The 13618-nt window shown below is 69.2% G+C and carries 11 protein-coding genes; 8 read left to right on the plus strand and 3 right to left on the minus strand.

Annotated features, from left to right (window positions below):
* The 8 genes from carB to metK all read left to right on the plus strand — a co-directional run.
* The coding region (gene carB, locus ABZX67_RS31060) for a carbamoyl-phosphate synthase large subunit (protein WP_355367333.1) at positions 1 to 3219 on the plus strand (3219 nt) is incomplete at its 5' end.
* A gap of 75 nt (positions 3220 to 3294) precedes the next feature.
* The gene (locus tag ABZX67_RS31065) at positions 3295 to 4398 is read left to right on the plus strand and encodes a quinone-dependent dihydroorotate dehydrogenase (protein WP_355367411.1); all 1104 of its coding nucleotides are present in this window, start codon (positions 3295 to 3297) and stop codon (positions 4396 to 4398) included.
* Positions 4395 to 5237 (plus strand): orotidine-5'-phosphate decarboxylase, encoded by an 843-nt coding sequence (gene pyrF / locus ABZX67_RS31070; RefSeq protein WP_355367336.1) that lies wholly within the window; start codon positions 4395 to 4397, stop codon positions 5235 to 5237. The genes ABZX67_RS31065 and pyrF overlap by 4 nt, the downstream gene beginning before the upstream one ends.
* 288 nt (positions 5238 to 5525) lie before the next feature.
* The gene (locus ABZX67_RS31075) at positions 5526 to 5849 is read left to right on the plus strand and encodes an integration host factor (RefSeq protein WP_355367339.1); all 324 of its coding nucleotides are present in this window, start codon (positions 5526 to 5528) and stop codon (positions 5847 to 5849) included.
* Between the two features lie 49 nt (positions 5850 to 5898).
* Entirely contained in the window at positions 5899 to 6468 is a 570-nt protein-coding gene (gene gmk / locus ABZX67_RS31080; protein WP_355367342.1) for a guanylate kinase, read from the plus strand.
* 38 nt (positions 6469 to 6506) lie between these two features.
* Complete coding sequence (rpoZ, locus tag ABZX67_RS31085) at positions 6507 to 6779, plus strand: DNA-directed RNA polymerase subunit omega (protein WP_355367345.1); 273 nt, start codon at positions 6507 to 6509, stop codon at positions 6777 to 6779.
* A 141-nt stretch (positions 6780 to 6920) separates the two neighbouring features.
* Positions 6921 to 8132 carry a bifunctional phosphopantothenoylcysteine decarboxylase/phosphopantothenate--cysteine ligase CoaBC gene (gene coaBC / locus ABZX67_RS31090; RefSeq protein ID WP_355367348.1) on the plus strand — a complete coding sequence of 404 codons (1212 nt, stop codon included), beginning with the start codon at positions 6921 to 6923 and terminating at the stop codon, positions 8130 to 8132.
* A 249-nt stretch (positions 8133 to 8381) separates the two neighbouring features.
* The gene (gene metK / locus ABZX67_RS31095) at positions 8382 to 9590 is read left to right on the plus strand and encodes a methionine adenosyltransferase (RefSeq protein WP_355367351.1); all 1209 of its coding nucleotides are present in this window, start codon (positions 8382 to 8384) and stop codon (positions 9588 to 9590) included.
* An 82-nt stretch (positions 9591 to 9672) separates the two neighbouring features.
* On the opposite strand, the gene ABZX67_RS31100 is transcribed toward metK, so the two are convergent.
* From ABZX67_RS31100 to ABZX67_RS31110, 3 genes are read right to left on the minus strand one after another with little or no spacing between them, the layout of a single operon-like run.
* Positions 9673 to 10824 (minus strand): hypothetical protein, encoded by a 1152-nt coding sequence (locus tag ABZX67_RS31100; RefSeq protein ID WP_355367354.1) that lies wholly within the window; start codon positions 10822 to 10824, stop codon positions 9673 to 9675.
* Positions 10821 to 12854 carry a hypothetical protein gene (locus tag ABZX67_RS31105; protein WP_355367357.1) on the minus strand — a complete coding sequence of 678 codons (2034 nt, stop codon included), beginning with the start codon at positions 12852 to 12854 and terminating at the stop codon, positions 10821 to 10823. Before ABZX67_RS31105 ends, ABZX67_RS31100 begins: the two co-directional genes overlap by 4 nt.
* A complete protein-coding gene (locus ABZX67_RS31110) occupies positions 12851 to 13591 on the minus strand; it encodes a toll/interleukin-1 receptor domain-containing protein (RefSeq protein ID WP_355367360.1) in 741 nt (246 codons plus the stop codon). Before ABZX67_RS31110 ends, ABZX67_RS31105 begins: the two co-directional genes overlap by 4 nt.
* Between the last annotated feature and the right edge of the window lie 27 nt (positions 13592 to 13618).

Genomic DNA, 13618 nt, shown 5'->3' on the forward strand with positions numbered 1-13618 from the left:
CAGGCGTGCCGCGTGCTGAAGGCGGAGGGCCTGCGGGTCATCCTGGTCAACTCCAACCCCGCGACGATCATGACCGACCCGGAGATCGCCGACGCCACCTACGTCGAACCGATCACGCCCGAGTTCGTCGAGAAGATCATCGCCAAGGAACGCCCCGACGCGCTCCTGCCCACCCTCGGTGGTCAGACGGCTTTGAACACGGCGATCTCCATGCACGAGCAGGGTGTGCTGGAGAAGTACGGCGTGGAGCTGATCGGCGCCAACGTGGAGGCCATCCACAAGGGCGAGGACCGCGACCTGTTCAAGGGCGTCGTGGAAGAGGTCCGGAAGAAGATCGGCCACGGCGAGTCGGCCCGCTCGGTGATCTGCCACTCCATGGACGACGTCCTCAAGGGCGTCGACACCCTCGGCGGCTACCCGGTCGTTGTCCGCCCCTCCTTCACCATGGGCGGCGCCGGTTCCGGCTTCGCCCACGACGAGGAGGAGCTGCGCCGCATCGCGGGGCAGGGCCTGACGCTGTCTCCGACCACCGAGGTGCTCCTGGAGGAGTCCATCCTCGGCTGGAAGGAGTACGAGCTGGAGCTGATGCGCGACAAGCACGACAATGTCGTGGTCGTGTGCTCGATTGAGAACTTCGACCCGATGGGCGTCCACACCGGTGACTCGATCACCGTCGCCCCGGCCATGACGCTCACGGACCGCGAGTACCAGATCCTGCGGGATGTCGGTATCGCGATCATCCGCGAGGTCGGCGTCGACACCGGTGGCTGCAACATCCAGTTCGCGGTCAACCCTGTCGATGGCCGGGTCATCGTCATCGAGATGAACCCCCGCGTGTCCCGATCGAGTGCCCTGGCGTCGAAGGCGACTGGTTTCCCGATCGCGAAGATCGCAGCGAAGCTGGCGGTGGGCTACACGCTGGATGAGATTCCGAACGACATCACGGAGAAGACTCCGGCGTCGTTCGAGCCGACGCTCGACTACGTGGTGGTGAAGGCGCCGCGCTTCGCGTTCGAGAAGTTCCCGTCGGCTGATTCGACGCTGACGACCACGATGAAGTCGGTCGGCGAGGCCATGGCCATTGGCCGTAACTTCACCGAGGCGCTGCAGAAGGCGCTGCGGTCGCTGGAGAAGAAGGGCAGCCAGTTCACGTTCACCGGCCCGGTCGGTGACAAGGCGGAGCTGCTGCGTGAGGCGGTCCGCCCGACGGACGGCCGGATCAACACGGTCATGCAGGCCATCCGCGCCGGTGCCACCCCCGAGGAGGTCTTCGACGCGACGAAGATCGACCCGTGGTTCGTCGATCAGCTCTTCCTGATCAAGGAGATCGCCGACGAGCTGGCCGCCGCCGACCGTCTGGATGCCGACCTCCTCGCCGAGGCCAAGCGCCACGGCTTCTCCGATGCCCAGATCGCCGAGATCCGGGGCTTGCGTGAGGATGTGGTCCGCGAGGTCCGCCAGGCGCTTGGTGTGCGCCCGGTCTACAAGACCGTCGACACCTGCGCCGCGGAGTTCGCGGCGAAGACGCCGTACTTCTACTCCTCCTACGACGAGGAGAGTGAGGTCGCGCCGCGCGAGAAGCCCGCGGTGATCATCCTGGGTTCGGGTCCGAACCGTATCGGGCAGGGCATCGAGTTCGACTACTCCTGCGTCCACGCCTCCTTCGCACTGTCCGAGGCGGGGTTTGAGACGGTGATGGTCAACTGCAACCCCGAGACCGTTTCGACCGACTACGACACCTCCGACCGCCTGTACTTCGAGCCGCTGACGCTCGAAGACGTGCTGGAGATCGTCCACGCCGAGCAGCAGGCCGGCCCGATCGCCGGTGTCGTCGTCCAGCTCGGCGGACAGACCCCCCTCGGTCTGGCTCAGGCGCTGAAGGACAACGGCGTGCCGGTCGTCGGTACGTCTCCGGAGGCCATCCACGCTGCCGAGGACCGCGGCGCGTTCGGCCGCGTGCTGGCCGAGGCCGGCCTGCCCGCGCCGAAGCACGGCACGGCGACCACGTTCGCCGAGGCCAAGGCGATCGCCGACGAGATCGGCTACCCCGTGCTCGTACGCCCCTCCTACGTGCTGGGCGGCCGGGGCATGGAGATCGTCTATGACGAGGCGCGCCTGGAGGCGTACATCGCCGAGTCCACCGAGATCTCCCCGACCCGCCCGGTCCTGGTCGACCGGTTCCTGGACGATGCGATCGAGATCGATGTCGACGCCCTCTACGACGGCACCGAGCTCTACCTCGGCGGCGTGATGGAGCACATCGAGGAAGCCGGCATCCACTCCGGCGACTCCGCCTGCGCCCTGCCCCCCATCACCCTGGGCGGGCACGACATCAAGCGCCTGCGCGCCTCCACCGAAGCCATCGCGCGCGGTGTCGGCGTCCGCGGTCTGATCAACATCCAGTTCGCGATGGCCGGCGACATCCTCTACGTCCTGGAAGCCAACCCCCGCGCCTCCCGCACCGTGCCCTTCACCTCCAAGGCCACCGCCGTGCCTTTGGCGAAGGCCGCCGCCCGCATCTCCCTCGGAGCCACCATCGCCGAGCTCCGCGCCGAGGGCCTGCTGCCGAAGACCGGCGACGGCGGCACCCTGCCGCTGGACGCGCCGATCTCCGTCAAGGAGGCCGTGATGCCCTGGTCGCGCTTCCGCGACGTCCAGGGCCGCGGCGTGGACACCGTCCTGGGTCCGGAGATGCGCTCCACCGGCGAGGTCATGGGCATCGACGCCGTCTTCGGCACCGCGTATGCCAAGTCGCAGGCCGGCGCGTACGGTCCGCTGCCGACCAAGGGGCGGGCGTTCATCTCGGTCGCGAACCGGGACAAGCGGTCGATGATCTTCCCGGCGCGTGAGCTCGTCGCGCACGGTTTCGAGCTGCTGGCCACCTCCGGGACCGCCGAGGTCCTCAAGCGCAACGGCATCAACGCCACCGTCGTGCGCAAGCAGTCCGAGGGTGAGGGCCCGGGCGGGGAGAAGACCATCGTGCGTCTGATCCACGACGGTGAGGTCGACCTGATCGTCAACACCCCCTACGGCACCGGCGGCCGCCTCGACGGCTACGAGATCCGTACCGCGGCCGTCGCCCGCGGTGTGCCGTGCCTGACGACGGTGCAGGCGCTCGCCGCCGCCGTCCAGGGCATCGACGCCCTCAACCACGGCGGCGTGGGCGTCCGTTCCCTCCAGGAACACGCCCAGCACCTGACCGCGGCCCGCGAGGACTAGTCAGCCACGGGGGAGGGGGACACCGGTACAACCGGTGTCCCCCTTCTCATGAAGTCGTTCATGAGGACACACACCATGTACAAGCTCTTCTTCCACCTGGTCTTCAAGCGGATGGACCCCGAGAAGGCCCACTACCTCGCCTTCCGCTGGATCCGCCTGGCCGTCCGCGTCCCCGTGCTGCGCACCTTCCTCGCCGCCGCCCTCGCCCCCCGCTACAAGGAGCTGCGCACCGAGGCGCTCGGCCTGCGCATGCACGGCCCCTTCGGGCTCGCGGCCGGCTTCGACAAGAACGCCGTGGCCGTCGACGGCATGGCGATGCTCGGCTTCGACCACGTCGAGATCGGCACGGTCACCGGCGAGCCGCAGCCCGGCAATCCCAAGAAGCGCCTCTTCCGCCTCGTCGCGGACCGCGCCCTGATCAACCGCATGGGCTTCAACAACGACGGCTCGGCCGCCGTCGCGGACCGCCTCCGCGCGCGCGTGCCGGTCTTCAAGACCGTCGTCGGCGTCAACATCGGCAAGACGAAGGTCGTGCCGGAGGCCGAGGCCGTCGGCGACTACGTGAAGTCCACGGAGCGGCTCGCGCGCCACGCCGACTACCTGGTCGTCAACGTCTCCTCGCCGAACACGCCCGGCCTGCGCAACCTCCAGGCCGTGGAGCACCTGCGGCCCCTGCTGAGCGCCGTGCGCGAGGCCGCCGACCGCACGGTCACCGGCCGCCGCGTGCCGCTGCTCGTCAAGATCGCGCCCGACCTCGCCGACGAGGACGTCGACGCCGTCGCCGACCTCGCCGTCGAGCTCGGCCTGGACGGCATCATCGCCACCAACACGACCATCGGCCGCGAGGGCCTGAAGTCCCCGGCGTACCTGACGAGCGAGACCGGCGGCCTGTCCGGCGCGCCGCTGAAAGAGCGCTCCTTGGAGGTCCTGCGCCGTCTCTACGTCCGCGTGGGCGACCGCATCACCCTCGTGGGCGTCGGCGGCATCGAGAACGCCGAGGACGCCTGGCAGCGCATCCTCGCGGGCGCCACCCTCGTCCAGGGCTACAGCGCCTTCATCTACGAGGGCCCCTTCTACGCCCGCGCGATCCACAAGGGCCTCGCCGCCCGGCTGAACGCCTCCCCGTACGCCACCCTCGCCGAGGCCGTCGGCGCCGACACCCGAAAGGCCACCGTATGAGCCCGCTCGAACCCTTCGGCGCCCGCCTCCGCCGCGCCATGGACACCCGCGGCCCGCTGTGCGTCGGCATCGACCCGCACAGCTCCCTCCTGGCCGCCTGGGGCCTGAACGACGACGTGGCGGGCCTGGAGACCTTCACCCGAACCGTCGTCGACGCCCTCGCCGGCACCGTCGCCGTCTTCAAGCCGCAGAGCGCCTTCTTCGAGCGGTTCGGCTCGCGCGGCATCGCCGTCCTGGAGCGGGCCGTGGCGGACCTGCGGGACGCGGGCGCGCTGGTCGTCATGGACGCCAAGCGCGGTGACATCGGCTCCACGATGGCCGCGTACGCCGAGACGTACCTGCGCAAGGACTCCCCGCTCTTCTCGGACGCCCTGACCGTCTCGCCCTACCTCGGGTACGGCTCCCTGAAGCCGGCCGTGGACCTGGCGCGCGAGAGCGGCGCCGGGCTGTTCGTGCTCGCCCTGACCTCGAACCCGGAGGGCGCCGAGGTGCAGCGCGCGGTACGCGAGGACGGCCGCACCATCGGAGCGACCATGCTGGCCCACCTCGCCGAGGAGAACGCGGGAGAGACCCCGCTCGGCTCCTTCGGCGCGGTCGTCGGCGCGACGCTCGGCGACCTCTCCTCGTACGACCTCGACATCAACGGCCCGCTGCTCGCCCCCGGCATCGGCGCGCAGGGCGCCACCCCCGCCGACCTCCCGGGCGTCTTCGGCGCGGCCGTGCGCAACGTGGTGCCGAACGTCAGCCGCGGCGTGCTGCGGCACGGCCCGGACGCGGTGGCGCTGCGCGAGGCGGCGGTGCGGTACGCGGACGAGGTGCGCGCGGCGACCGATGCGTGAGACTGCCGTGTGACCTGCATCACGCCGCGCGGTGGCGCCGTTCGCGGGCCCGTTGACGGCAAGAGGGCGGGAACAGGCCGCAAAACCCGACCGATATGCCCGTATTGTCGTGGTAGAGCGATGCTGACCAGGACTTTTCGTCTGTTCTCGCTGACTCCAGCGGCCATGGCCGCTAGTCTCCGTCGCAGAGCCAACGTGCACTGCGTTGCTCGTTGCTCCCCTGGTGTGGGCCGACTAGGTTCCTCACCGGTCCGTATCCGACAGTTCGACATCCGAGGTGACGTAGGCGTGGCTCTTCCGCCCCTTACCCCTGAACAGCGCGCAGCCGCGCTCGAAAAGGCCGCCGCGGCTCGCCGGGAGCGGGCCGAGGTCAAGAATCGACTCAAGCACTCCGGTGCCTCCCTCCACGACGTCATCCAGCAGGGCCAGAAGAACGACGTCATCGGCAAGATGAAGGTGTCCGCCCTCCTCGAGTCGCTGCCTGGCGTGGGCAAGGTCCGCGCCAAGCAGATCATGGAGCGGCTGGGCATCTCCGAGAGCCGTCGCGTGCGAGGGCTCGGCTCCAACCAGATCGCGTCCCTGGAGCGCGAGTTCGGCGGCTCCGGAGCCTGACGGCCGGGGCCGGTCCGGGGCATCGAGGTAAACCTGGAATAATCGCCCCATGGCTGCAACATCGGACGTACGTCCGCGGCTGACCGTGCTCTCCGGCCCCTCCGGGGTCGGCAAGAGCACGGTCGTCGCTCATATGCGCAAGGTGCACCCCGAGGTCTGGCTGTCGGTGTCCGCCACGACCCGTAAGCCGCGACCCGGCGAGCGGGACGGCGTCCAGTACCACTTCGTCAGCGATGACGAGTTCGACAAGCTGATCGCCAACGGCGAGCTGCTGGAGTGGGCCGAGTTCGCGGGCAACCGCTACGGCACCCCCCGCCGCGCCGTCATGGAGCGGCTGGAGGCGGGCGAGCCCGTCCTGCTGGAGATCGACCTCCAGGGCGCCCGGCTCGTCCGCGAGTCGATGCCCGAGGCCCAGTTGGTCTTCCTCGCCCCGCCGAGCTGGGACGAGCTGGTCCGCCGCCTGACCGGGCGCGGCACCGAGCCGCCGGAGGTCATCGAGCGCCGGCTCGCGGTCGCCAAGATCGAACTCGCCGCCGAAGCGGAGTTCGACACCACGCTCGTCAACACCTCGGTCGAGGACGTAGCGCGTGAGCTGCTAGCCTTGATGCAAGTTGTTTGATCTTTGTCCCATTTCCAGAAGTTTTCGGAAGGTAGAGCGTGTCCTCTTCCATCACTGCGCCCGAGGGCATCATCAACCCGCCGATCGACGAGCTGCTCGAGGCCACGGACTCGAAGTACAGCCTCGTGATCTACGCGGCCAAGCGCGCGCGTCAGATCAACGCGTACTACTCGCAGCTCGGTGAGGGCCTGCTGGAGTACGTCGGTCCGCTGGTGGACACCCACGTCCACGAGAAGCCGCTGTCGATCGCGCTGCGCGAGATCAACGCGGGTCTGCTGACGTCCGAGGCCGTTGAGGGCCCGGCGCACTGAAGCAGCGCTTTTCAGCATCAGCACGTCGTTCGCAGGCCCGGCGGTACCCACCGCCGGGCCTGTGGTGTGTCATGTGATGTGCCGTGCGGTGATGTGCCGTGTGGTGTGCATCGCGGTGGGAAATGCCTTGAGGAGGCACGAGTGCACAAGCCGAAGGTCGTCCTGGGCGTCAGCGGCGGCATCGCCGCCTACAAGGCGTGCGAGCTGCTGAGGCGGCTGACCGAGTCCGGCCACGACGTCCGCGTCGTCCCGACCGACTCCGCGCTGCACTTCGTGGGCGCCGCCACCTGGTCCGCCCTCTCCGGGAACCCCGTCTCGACCGAGGTCTGGTCCGACGTCCACGAGGTCCCGCACGTCCGGATCGGGCAGCAGGCCGACCTCGTCGTCGTGGCCCCCGCCACCGCCGACATGCTGGCGAAGGCCGCGCACGGCCTCGCCGACGACCTGCTCACCAACACGCTCCTCACCGCCCGGTGTCCGGTGGTCTTCGCGCCCGCCATGCACACCGAGATGTGGGAGCACCCCGCCACCCAGGAGAACGTCGCCACGCTGCGGCGGCGCGGCGCCGTCGTCATCGAGCCCGCCGTCGGCCGCCTCACCGGCGCCGACACGGGCAAGGGCCGGCTGCCCGACCCGGACGAGATCTTCGAGGTCTGCCGCCGCGTGCTCGCCCGGGGCGCCGCCGCGCCCGACCTCGCGGGCCGGCACGTCGTCGTCAGCGCGGGCGGCACGCGCGAGCCGCTGGACCCCGTCCGCTACCTGGGGAATCGTTCCTCCGGTAAGCAGGGGTACGCTCTCGCGCGGACCGCGGCCGCTCGCGGTGCCCGGGTGACGCTCATCGAGGCCAACACCGGCATGCCGGACCCGGCGGGCGTCGACGTGGTCCACGTGGGCACCGCCGTCCAGCTGCGCGAGGCCGTGCTCAAGGCGGCGGCGGACGCGGACGCCGTGGTGATGGCCGCGGCCGTCGCGGACTTCCGCCCCGCCACGTACGCCGAAGGCAAGATCAAGAAGCGCGACGGCCAGGAGCCCGCGCCCGTCGAGCTCGTCCGCAACCCGGACGTCCTCGCCGAGATCTCCGCCGACCGCGCCCGCCCCGGCCAGGTGGTCGTCGGTTTCGCCGCCGAGACCGACGACGTCCTCGCCAACGGCCGGGACAAGCTCCGCCGCAAGGGCTGCGACCTCCTCGTCGTCAACGAGGTGGGGGAGCGCAAGACCTTCGGCTCCGCCGAGAACGAGGCCGTGGTGCTGGCTGTGGACGGTACCGAGACGCCCGTTCCGTACGGCCCGAAGGAGGCCCTGGCGGACATCGTCTGGGACCTCGTCGTACCCCGTCTGGGGCGACTCGGGTAAAAGCCGGATGAATGTCACATGCACCCCCTTGCGGGGATGAAACCGTAAGAAGACGGGCGTTCTGGGTAGGAACGGGAGCGAATTCGAGCCACGAACGGCTGTGCGTGGCCAATCCGACTCCCACGGTGCGAGACACCTGGTCCGACGATCGAGAGCGCCCGATAAACTGTCCTCGGAACGACGCGGGGCGCAGCCCCCTGCCGGTCCGCAAACGATCAGCCAGCAGCCGCTGCAAACCCAGGGAGCGTTGTGTCCCGTCGTCTCTTCACCTCGGAGTCCGTGACCGAGGGTCACCCCGACAAGATCGCTGACCAGATCAGCGACACGATTCTCGACGCGCTGCTGCGGGAGGACCCCACCTCCCGTGTCGCAGTGGAGACGTTGATCACCACCGGCCTGGTGCACGTGGCCGGCGAGGTGACGACCAAGGCGTACGCCGACATCCCCACGCTCGTGCGCAACAAGATCCTCGAGATCGGCTACGACTCCTCGAAGAAGGGCTTCGACGGCGCGTCCTGCGGCGTCTCGGTCTCCATCGGCGCCCAGTCCCCGGACATCGCGCAGGGTGTCGACACCGCGTACGAGCAGCGGGTCGAGGGCGACGAGGACGAGCTCGACAAGCAGGGCGCCGGCGACCAGGGCCTGATGTTCGGGTACGCGTCGGACGAGACGCCGGAGCTCATGCCGCTCCCGATCCACCTCGCCCACCGGCTCTCCCGCCGCCTGACCGAGGTCCGCAAGAACGGCACCATCCCCTACCTGCGCCCCGACGGCAAGACCCAGGTCACCATCGAGTACGACGGCGACAAGGCCGTCCGCCTCGACACGGTCGTCGTCTCCTCGCAGCACGCCTCCGACATCGACCTCGAGTCGCTGCTCGCGCCCGACATCCGCGAGTTCGTCGTCGAGCACGTGCTCAAGCAGCTCCTGGACGACGGCATCAAGCTGGAGACCGAGGGCTACCGCCTGCTGGTGAACCCGACCGGCCGCTTCGAGATCGGCGGCCCGATGGGCGACGCCGGCCTGACCGGCCGCAAGATCATCATCGACACCTACGGCGGCATGGCCCGCCACGGCGGCGGCGCCTTCTCCGGCAAGGACCCGTCCAAGGTCGACCGCTCGGCCGCCTACGCCATGCGCTGGGTCGCCAAGAACGTCGTCGCGGCCGGCCTGGCCTCCCGCTGCGAGGTCCAGGTCGCCTACGCCATCGGCAAGGCCGAGCCCGTCGGCCTCTTCGTCGAGACCTTCGGCACCGCCAAGGTGGACGTCGAGAAGATCGAAACCGCCATCGCCGAGGTCTTCGACCTCCGCCCGGCCGCGATCATCCGCGACCTCGACCTGCTGCGCCCGATCTACTCCCAGACGGCCGCCTACGGCCACTTCGGCCGCGAGCTCCCCGACTTCACCTGGGAGCGCACGGACCGCGTGGACGCGCTGCGCGCGGCCGCCGGGCTGTAACGACTGTTATTGATGTGGTGCGATGGCCCCGGACCCACACGGTCCGGGGCCATCGCATGCCTGTCAGGCCCTTTTCGGCACGTCAGTGCGGTGCGTCACCGAGGCCGGACGCGTCGCCGGTCATGGAAGCGTGGCCGTTCATGGAGAAGGGCTGTGGCTGAGGCGGGACCGGCTCCGTGTGCGGAGCCGGTGTGTCATCGAAGCGCCGCCGGATCGCGGCCGCCACATCAGGCTTGAGCTGCTCCAGGTTCTCCGCAGCCTGAGCACCCAGGAAGAAGTACTCTGCGTCCGCGGGGCTGAAGCCCGCAGCGTCCAGGAACTCGGCGAGAACATCCTCCGGAGCCCTTGCGGAGGCCTCGGTTCCCGCCTCTGTTTCCGGGGGAGCGGGGGAGGCGCCGGAGCGATCACCCTCGAAGCTGCCGCTGCCGGGGTCAGGAGCGGCATCCGGGACGAGATGCCTGAACGGCTCGGCCACGTGCTCGTTCTTCGAAGCCGAGGTGAGCTGGGCCAGAAGCCCTATGTCCTGCACCGTCCTGGCCACCTGGTCGTCGTTCTTGTGCAGCCACCACACGACCGCACTTCCCGTGTCCTTGAGCACGTCCTCACCCAGATACGCACGGCGGCTCTGTTCGTACTTCCGCTCATGCGCCCACACCGCCTCGTCCTTCCGGACAGCCGCCAGCTTGTCCAGACGCTCCTGATCGTCCTTCGACAGGACGAGCGAGACGTCGAGCGCCATGGCCTGGAGCTGTCCACTCTCATCCGGGTGCATGGTTGCCAGAGCACCGGCGAGCTCATGCTGGATGAAGGTGCTGGCGGAGGGAGCCCGGCTTGCTGTGACGGAACGCGCCCTGTTGAGGATCGCCTCCACAGCCAGACCGCCGGCATTCACCGTCGGGGACTCCGCTGATGGCTCCAGGGGACACCAGCGCACCGTGGCGGAGAAGAGGAAGTCGTAGTCCTGCTCTGCGCTGGGCAGGGCCACGTCACAGACCCGCAGTTCCCGCCGTTCTACCGGAGGGATCGGCAGATCCGGATCCGGCAGTGTGCCGGGCGGGAACGGTTCGGGGTTCCGGCTCCCTGCCCTGATGGCCAGGGCTGGCGCCAGGCACAGGACAGCCGCTGCCGCCGGCCACGCCCAACCAGGCCACCGCTGGTACAGCCCGAGGATGGTCACGAGCAAGGCAGCGATCACGGTGACGAAGAGGATGATGGTCTTCTGGCCGGTGGTCATGGCGCGGCTGCCTCCTGCTGCACTGCCGAACGAAGATTTCGTTTCGTCATGATCGATTTGAGGAGCGCGGCCGGCAGACCGGAACGCTCTGGACCTGGATGCGGATGGGCTCGCGCCCAGTCACGGGCGGAAGCGTAGAGGCGGGCCTGGACGCCTACGTCCTCCGTGCATGCCGCGGTGAGGATGTCGAGGAGCCGGTGCCCGTACGGTAGGCCGTCGCATGCTGCGTCGAACCAGCTCTCCGCCCGACTCCGCCACTCCCCCCAGGGGCGGCTGCGGAAGACGTTTCGCCACCCCTTCGTGAGCCAGTGACCCACGTGTGCTTCGGCCAGTAGGGGAAACGCACGGAGGCCTGCCTCGGTCAACGCTCGGGGGTCCGCCAGTTCCAGGAACAGGCTGACGTCCGTCACCGCGTCCCGCTGCGACGACGGGGATGCCAGCCGCTCCAGCATGCGGCGGTGGAGCCGGTGATCGCCGAGGACGAGCTCAACCAGTGCCCGGCGGGCTTCGTCGCCGGGAGTCTCCCGTGCGGCGAGATGATGCAGCCGGACCATGGCCGCGTACGGATGCCGCACGGGCATCACTTCCAGGCATACGCTGATCAGCACTCGGCGAAGCCCTCTGGAGAGCCGCTGTCCCGTGGCCCAGGTGTAGATCCGGCTGCGGCAAGGACGACCCAGCTCCGCGTCCTCCAAGCCGTGCTTCAGCAGCTGGGCCGCCGCGCGGATGCCAGGACCCCGGTCGCTTGTGCCCGCCCACCGTTCCACGAGTCCGAACAGGTCCTCAGCACGGCGGGTACGACAGCACTGCTCGGCGAAACGCTGTACCAGACGGTCCCGGTCGGCGTCGGTGAGGCCGGGCAGTGCGAGCGCCCCGCCGATCCACGTGCGGAGGGATGGCCTGAGATCCGGGTGGTTGTCCCAGAAGTGATGACGGACGGCCTCGTCGAAGCGAAGCTGATCAAACCTGACGAGTCTTCGTGTGTCCGTGGCTGCCTTGATCGCCCGGAGCCGCTCGTCCAGCCCACGTCGTTCCAGCAAGGAAGTGGCGTCCTCTGGGTGTCCGACGGCGGCCAGCAGATCGACCGAGGCCTTGTGCACACTGTCAGCCCGTGCCTCGTGCAGCATCGCGGCTGACAGGAGGAGTGCCCGCTCGGGCGCCTGAGGCAGGCCCTCGAGGAGCTCCGCCACCTGCGGTTCGCGGCGCGTCGCCGCATCCACCGCCGCCGCGCACCAGTCGTCGAACGAGTGTGCGGGCGTAGGGAAGCGTGCCGCTTCTTCGCACAGCAACCGTGCCAGGCCGGCGACCTCGCGCAGGGGCGGTCGCTGGACAAGGTAGTCGCGGAGGGTATCCGGCACCGGCTCGGCCACAGTGGGGTCGACCCCTGCATACCGAAGGCGCCTTCGGATGATGTCCAGCTCCAGCCGCATGCCCGGCGGACGGCTGATCTCCACCCGCAAGGCCGCGTACTCCTGGTGTAGGTGGTGCCCTACCTGCGGCGGCAAGACAACCACCAGATGGGCGCGCTTCTGGCTGACGGACGCGCGGAAGCCCGAAAGCTCGGCCTGAATTCCCCGCCACACCTGTTGATCCGCGTCCGACAGATCGAGTAACAGCTGGTCCGCCTCGCCCACCCTGTCCGGGTCGAGGCGCCGCTCCTCCTCGTCCCCGTCCGGCAGGAGTTCAAGGAACTTTCCGCCGGCACGAGGCAAATATCGCAGAAGCATCCGAGCGGTGGCAGTGCGTCCACTCCCCGGGTGTCCATCGAGCAGGACCGTGTGCCGTCGTTCGAGGAGTTCGTACGCCCGGTCGTAGCCGCGCGGGTGGATGAAATGCCGCCGCAGCCACATGAGCTCGTCCTCGGCGACGGCGCGAGGAGCCTTGCCCTCGCTGTCGTTGAGCAGGGCTCGGAGATCATCGGGGGCGAAGGGCCCGGCGGGGTATTGATAGTGGATGTTGAACTGCGATCCCTGTCCTGAGTGGACCGAGCCCATGACCCCGTGGACCCATGCCGGGGGAACGTCGTTCACCGGCTCCCGTCCTCCTTGCGCCGCTCGCGGTTCCAGGAGTGGTGGACACCGCCGTTGTTGTCGCCGGCGACGTACTGGGCGCCGTCTCCGGAGAGGTGAGGCGCGTGGTTGTGCTGGGCCCCGGACCCGAGGTGCAGCGGGGCGTGTACGTCCTTGATGATCGTGCCTCCCGCGTCTCCGCCGATGTCCCTGGCCTGGATGTTCGTGGCGCCCGAGACATTGGCCATGGAGTTGTGGGGGCTCGTTCCTGGTTCGGCATCGGGCCCGGCCTGCCGCTCGTAGGACGCGAGCCCGGGAACCAGGTCGGCGACGGCGTCACCGATGCGCCGCAGGCCGTACTCCGCGTCGTGGGTGTCGAAGCGGATGGAGTGGCATGCGGCAAGCGGCGCCAGAGAAGGCGGCAGGCCCTCCTCCCGGAGCCGTTCCGTTGTTCGGCCGACCAGCACGGGGATTACCGGCACAGCGCAGCGGAACGCCTCCTCGATCTCCTTGCGCACCCAGTCGCCCTCATCGTGCAGCTGGGTGTACTCCGTCCAACGCGGCCCGATGACGGCGATGAGGGCGCCGCTGCGCCGCACATTCGTGATCAGGTCGGGGCCGAAGAGCCTTCCTGGTGTCAGCGACTTGCCGGCGCGAAAAATGCGCCCGCCGGGAAAGCGATGCGACAGTTCCCGTTCGATCGCGACAGCGGTTTCTTCGCCGTCTCCCGTGCGGTAGTTGACGAATACATCAGGCATGGCGGAGCTCCTCTGCTTGACGGGAAT

Origin of the sequence: Streptomyces sp. NPDC003036, assembly GCF_040611175.1 — a bacterium.
Lineage (GTDB): Bacteria > Actinomycetota > Actinomycetes > Streptomycetales > Streptomycetaceae > Streptomyces.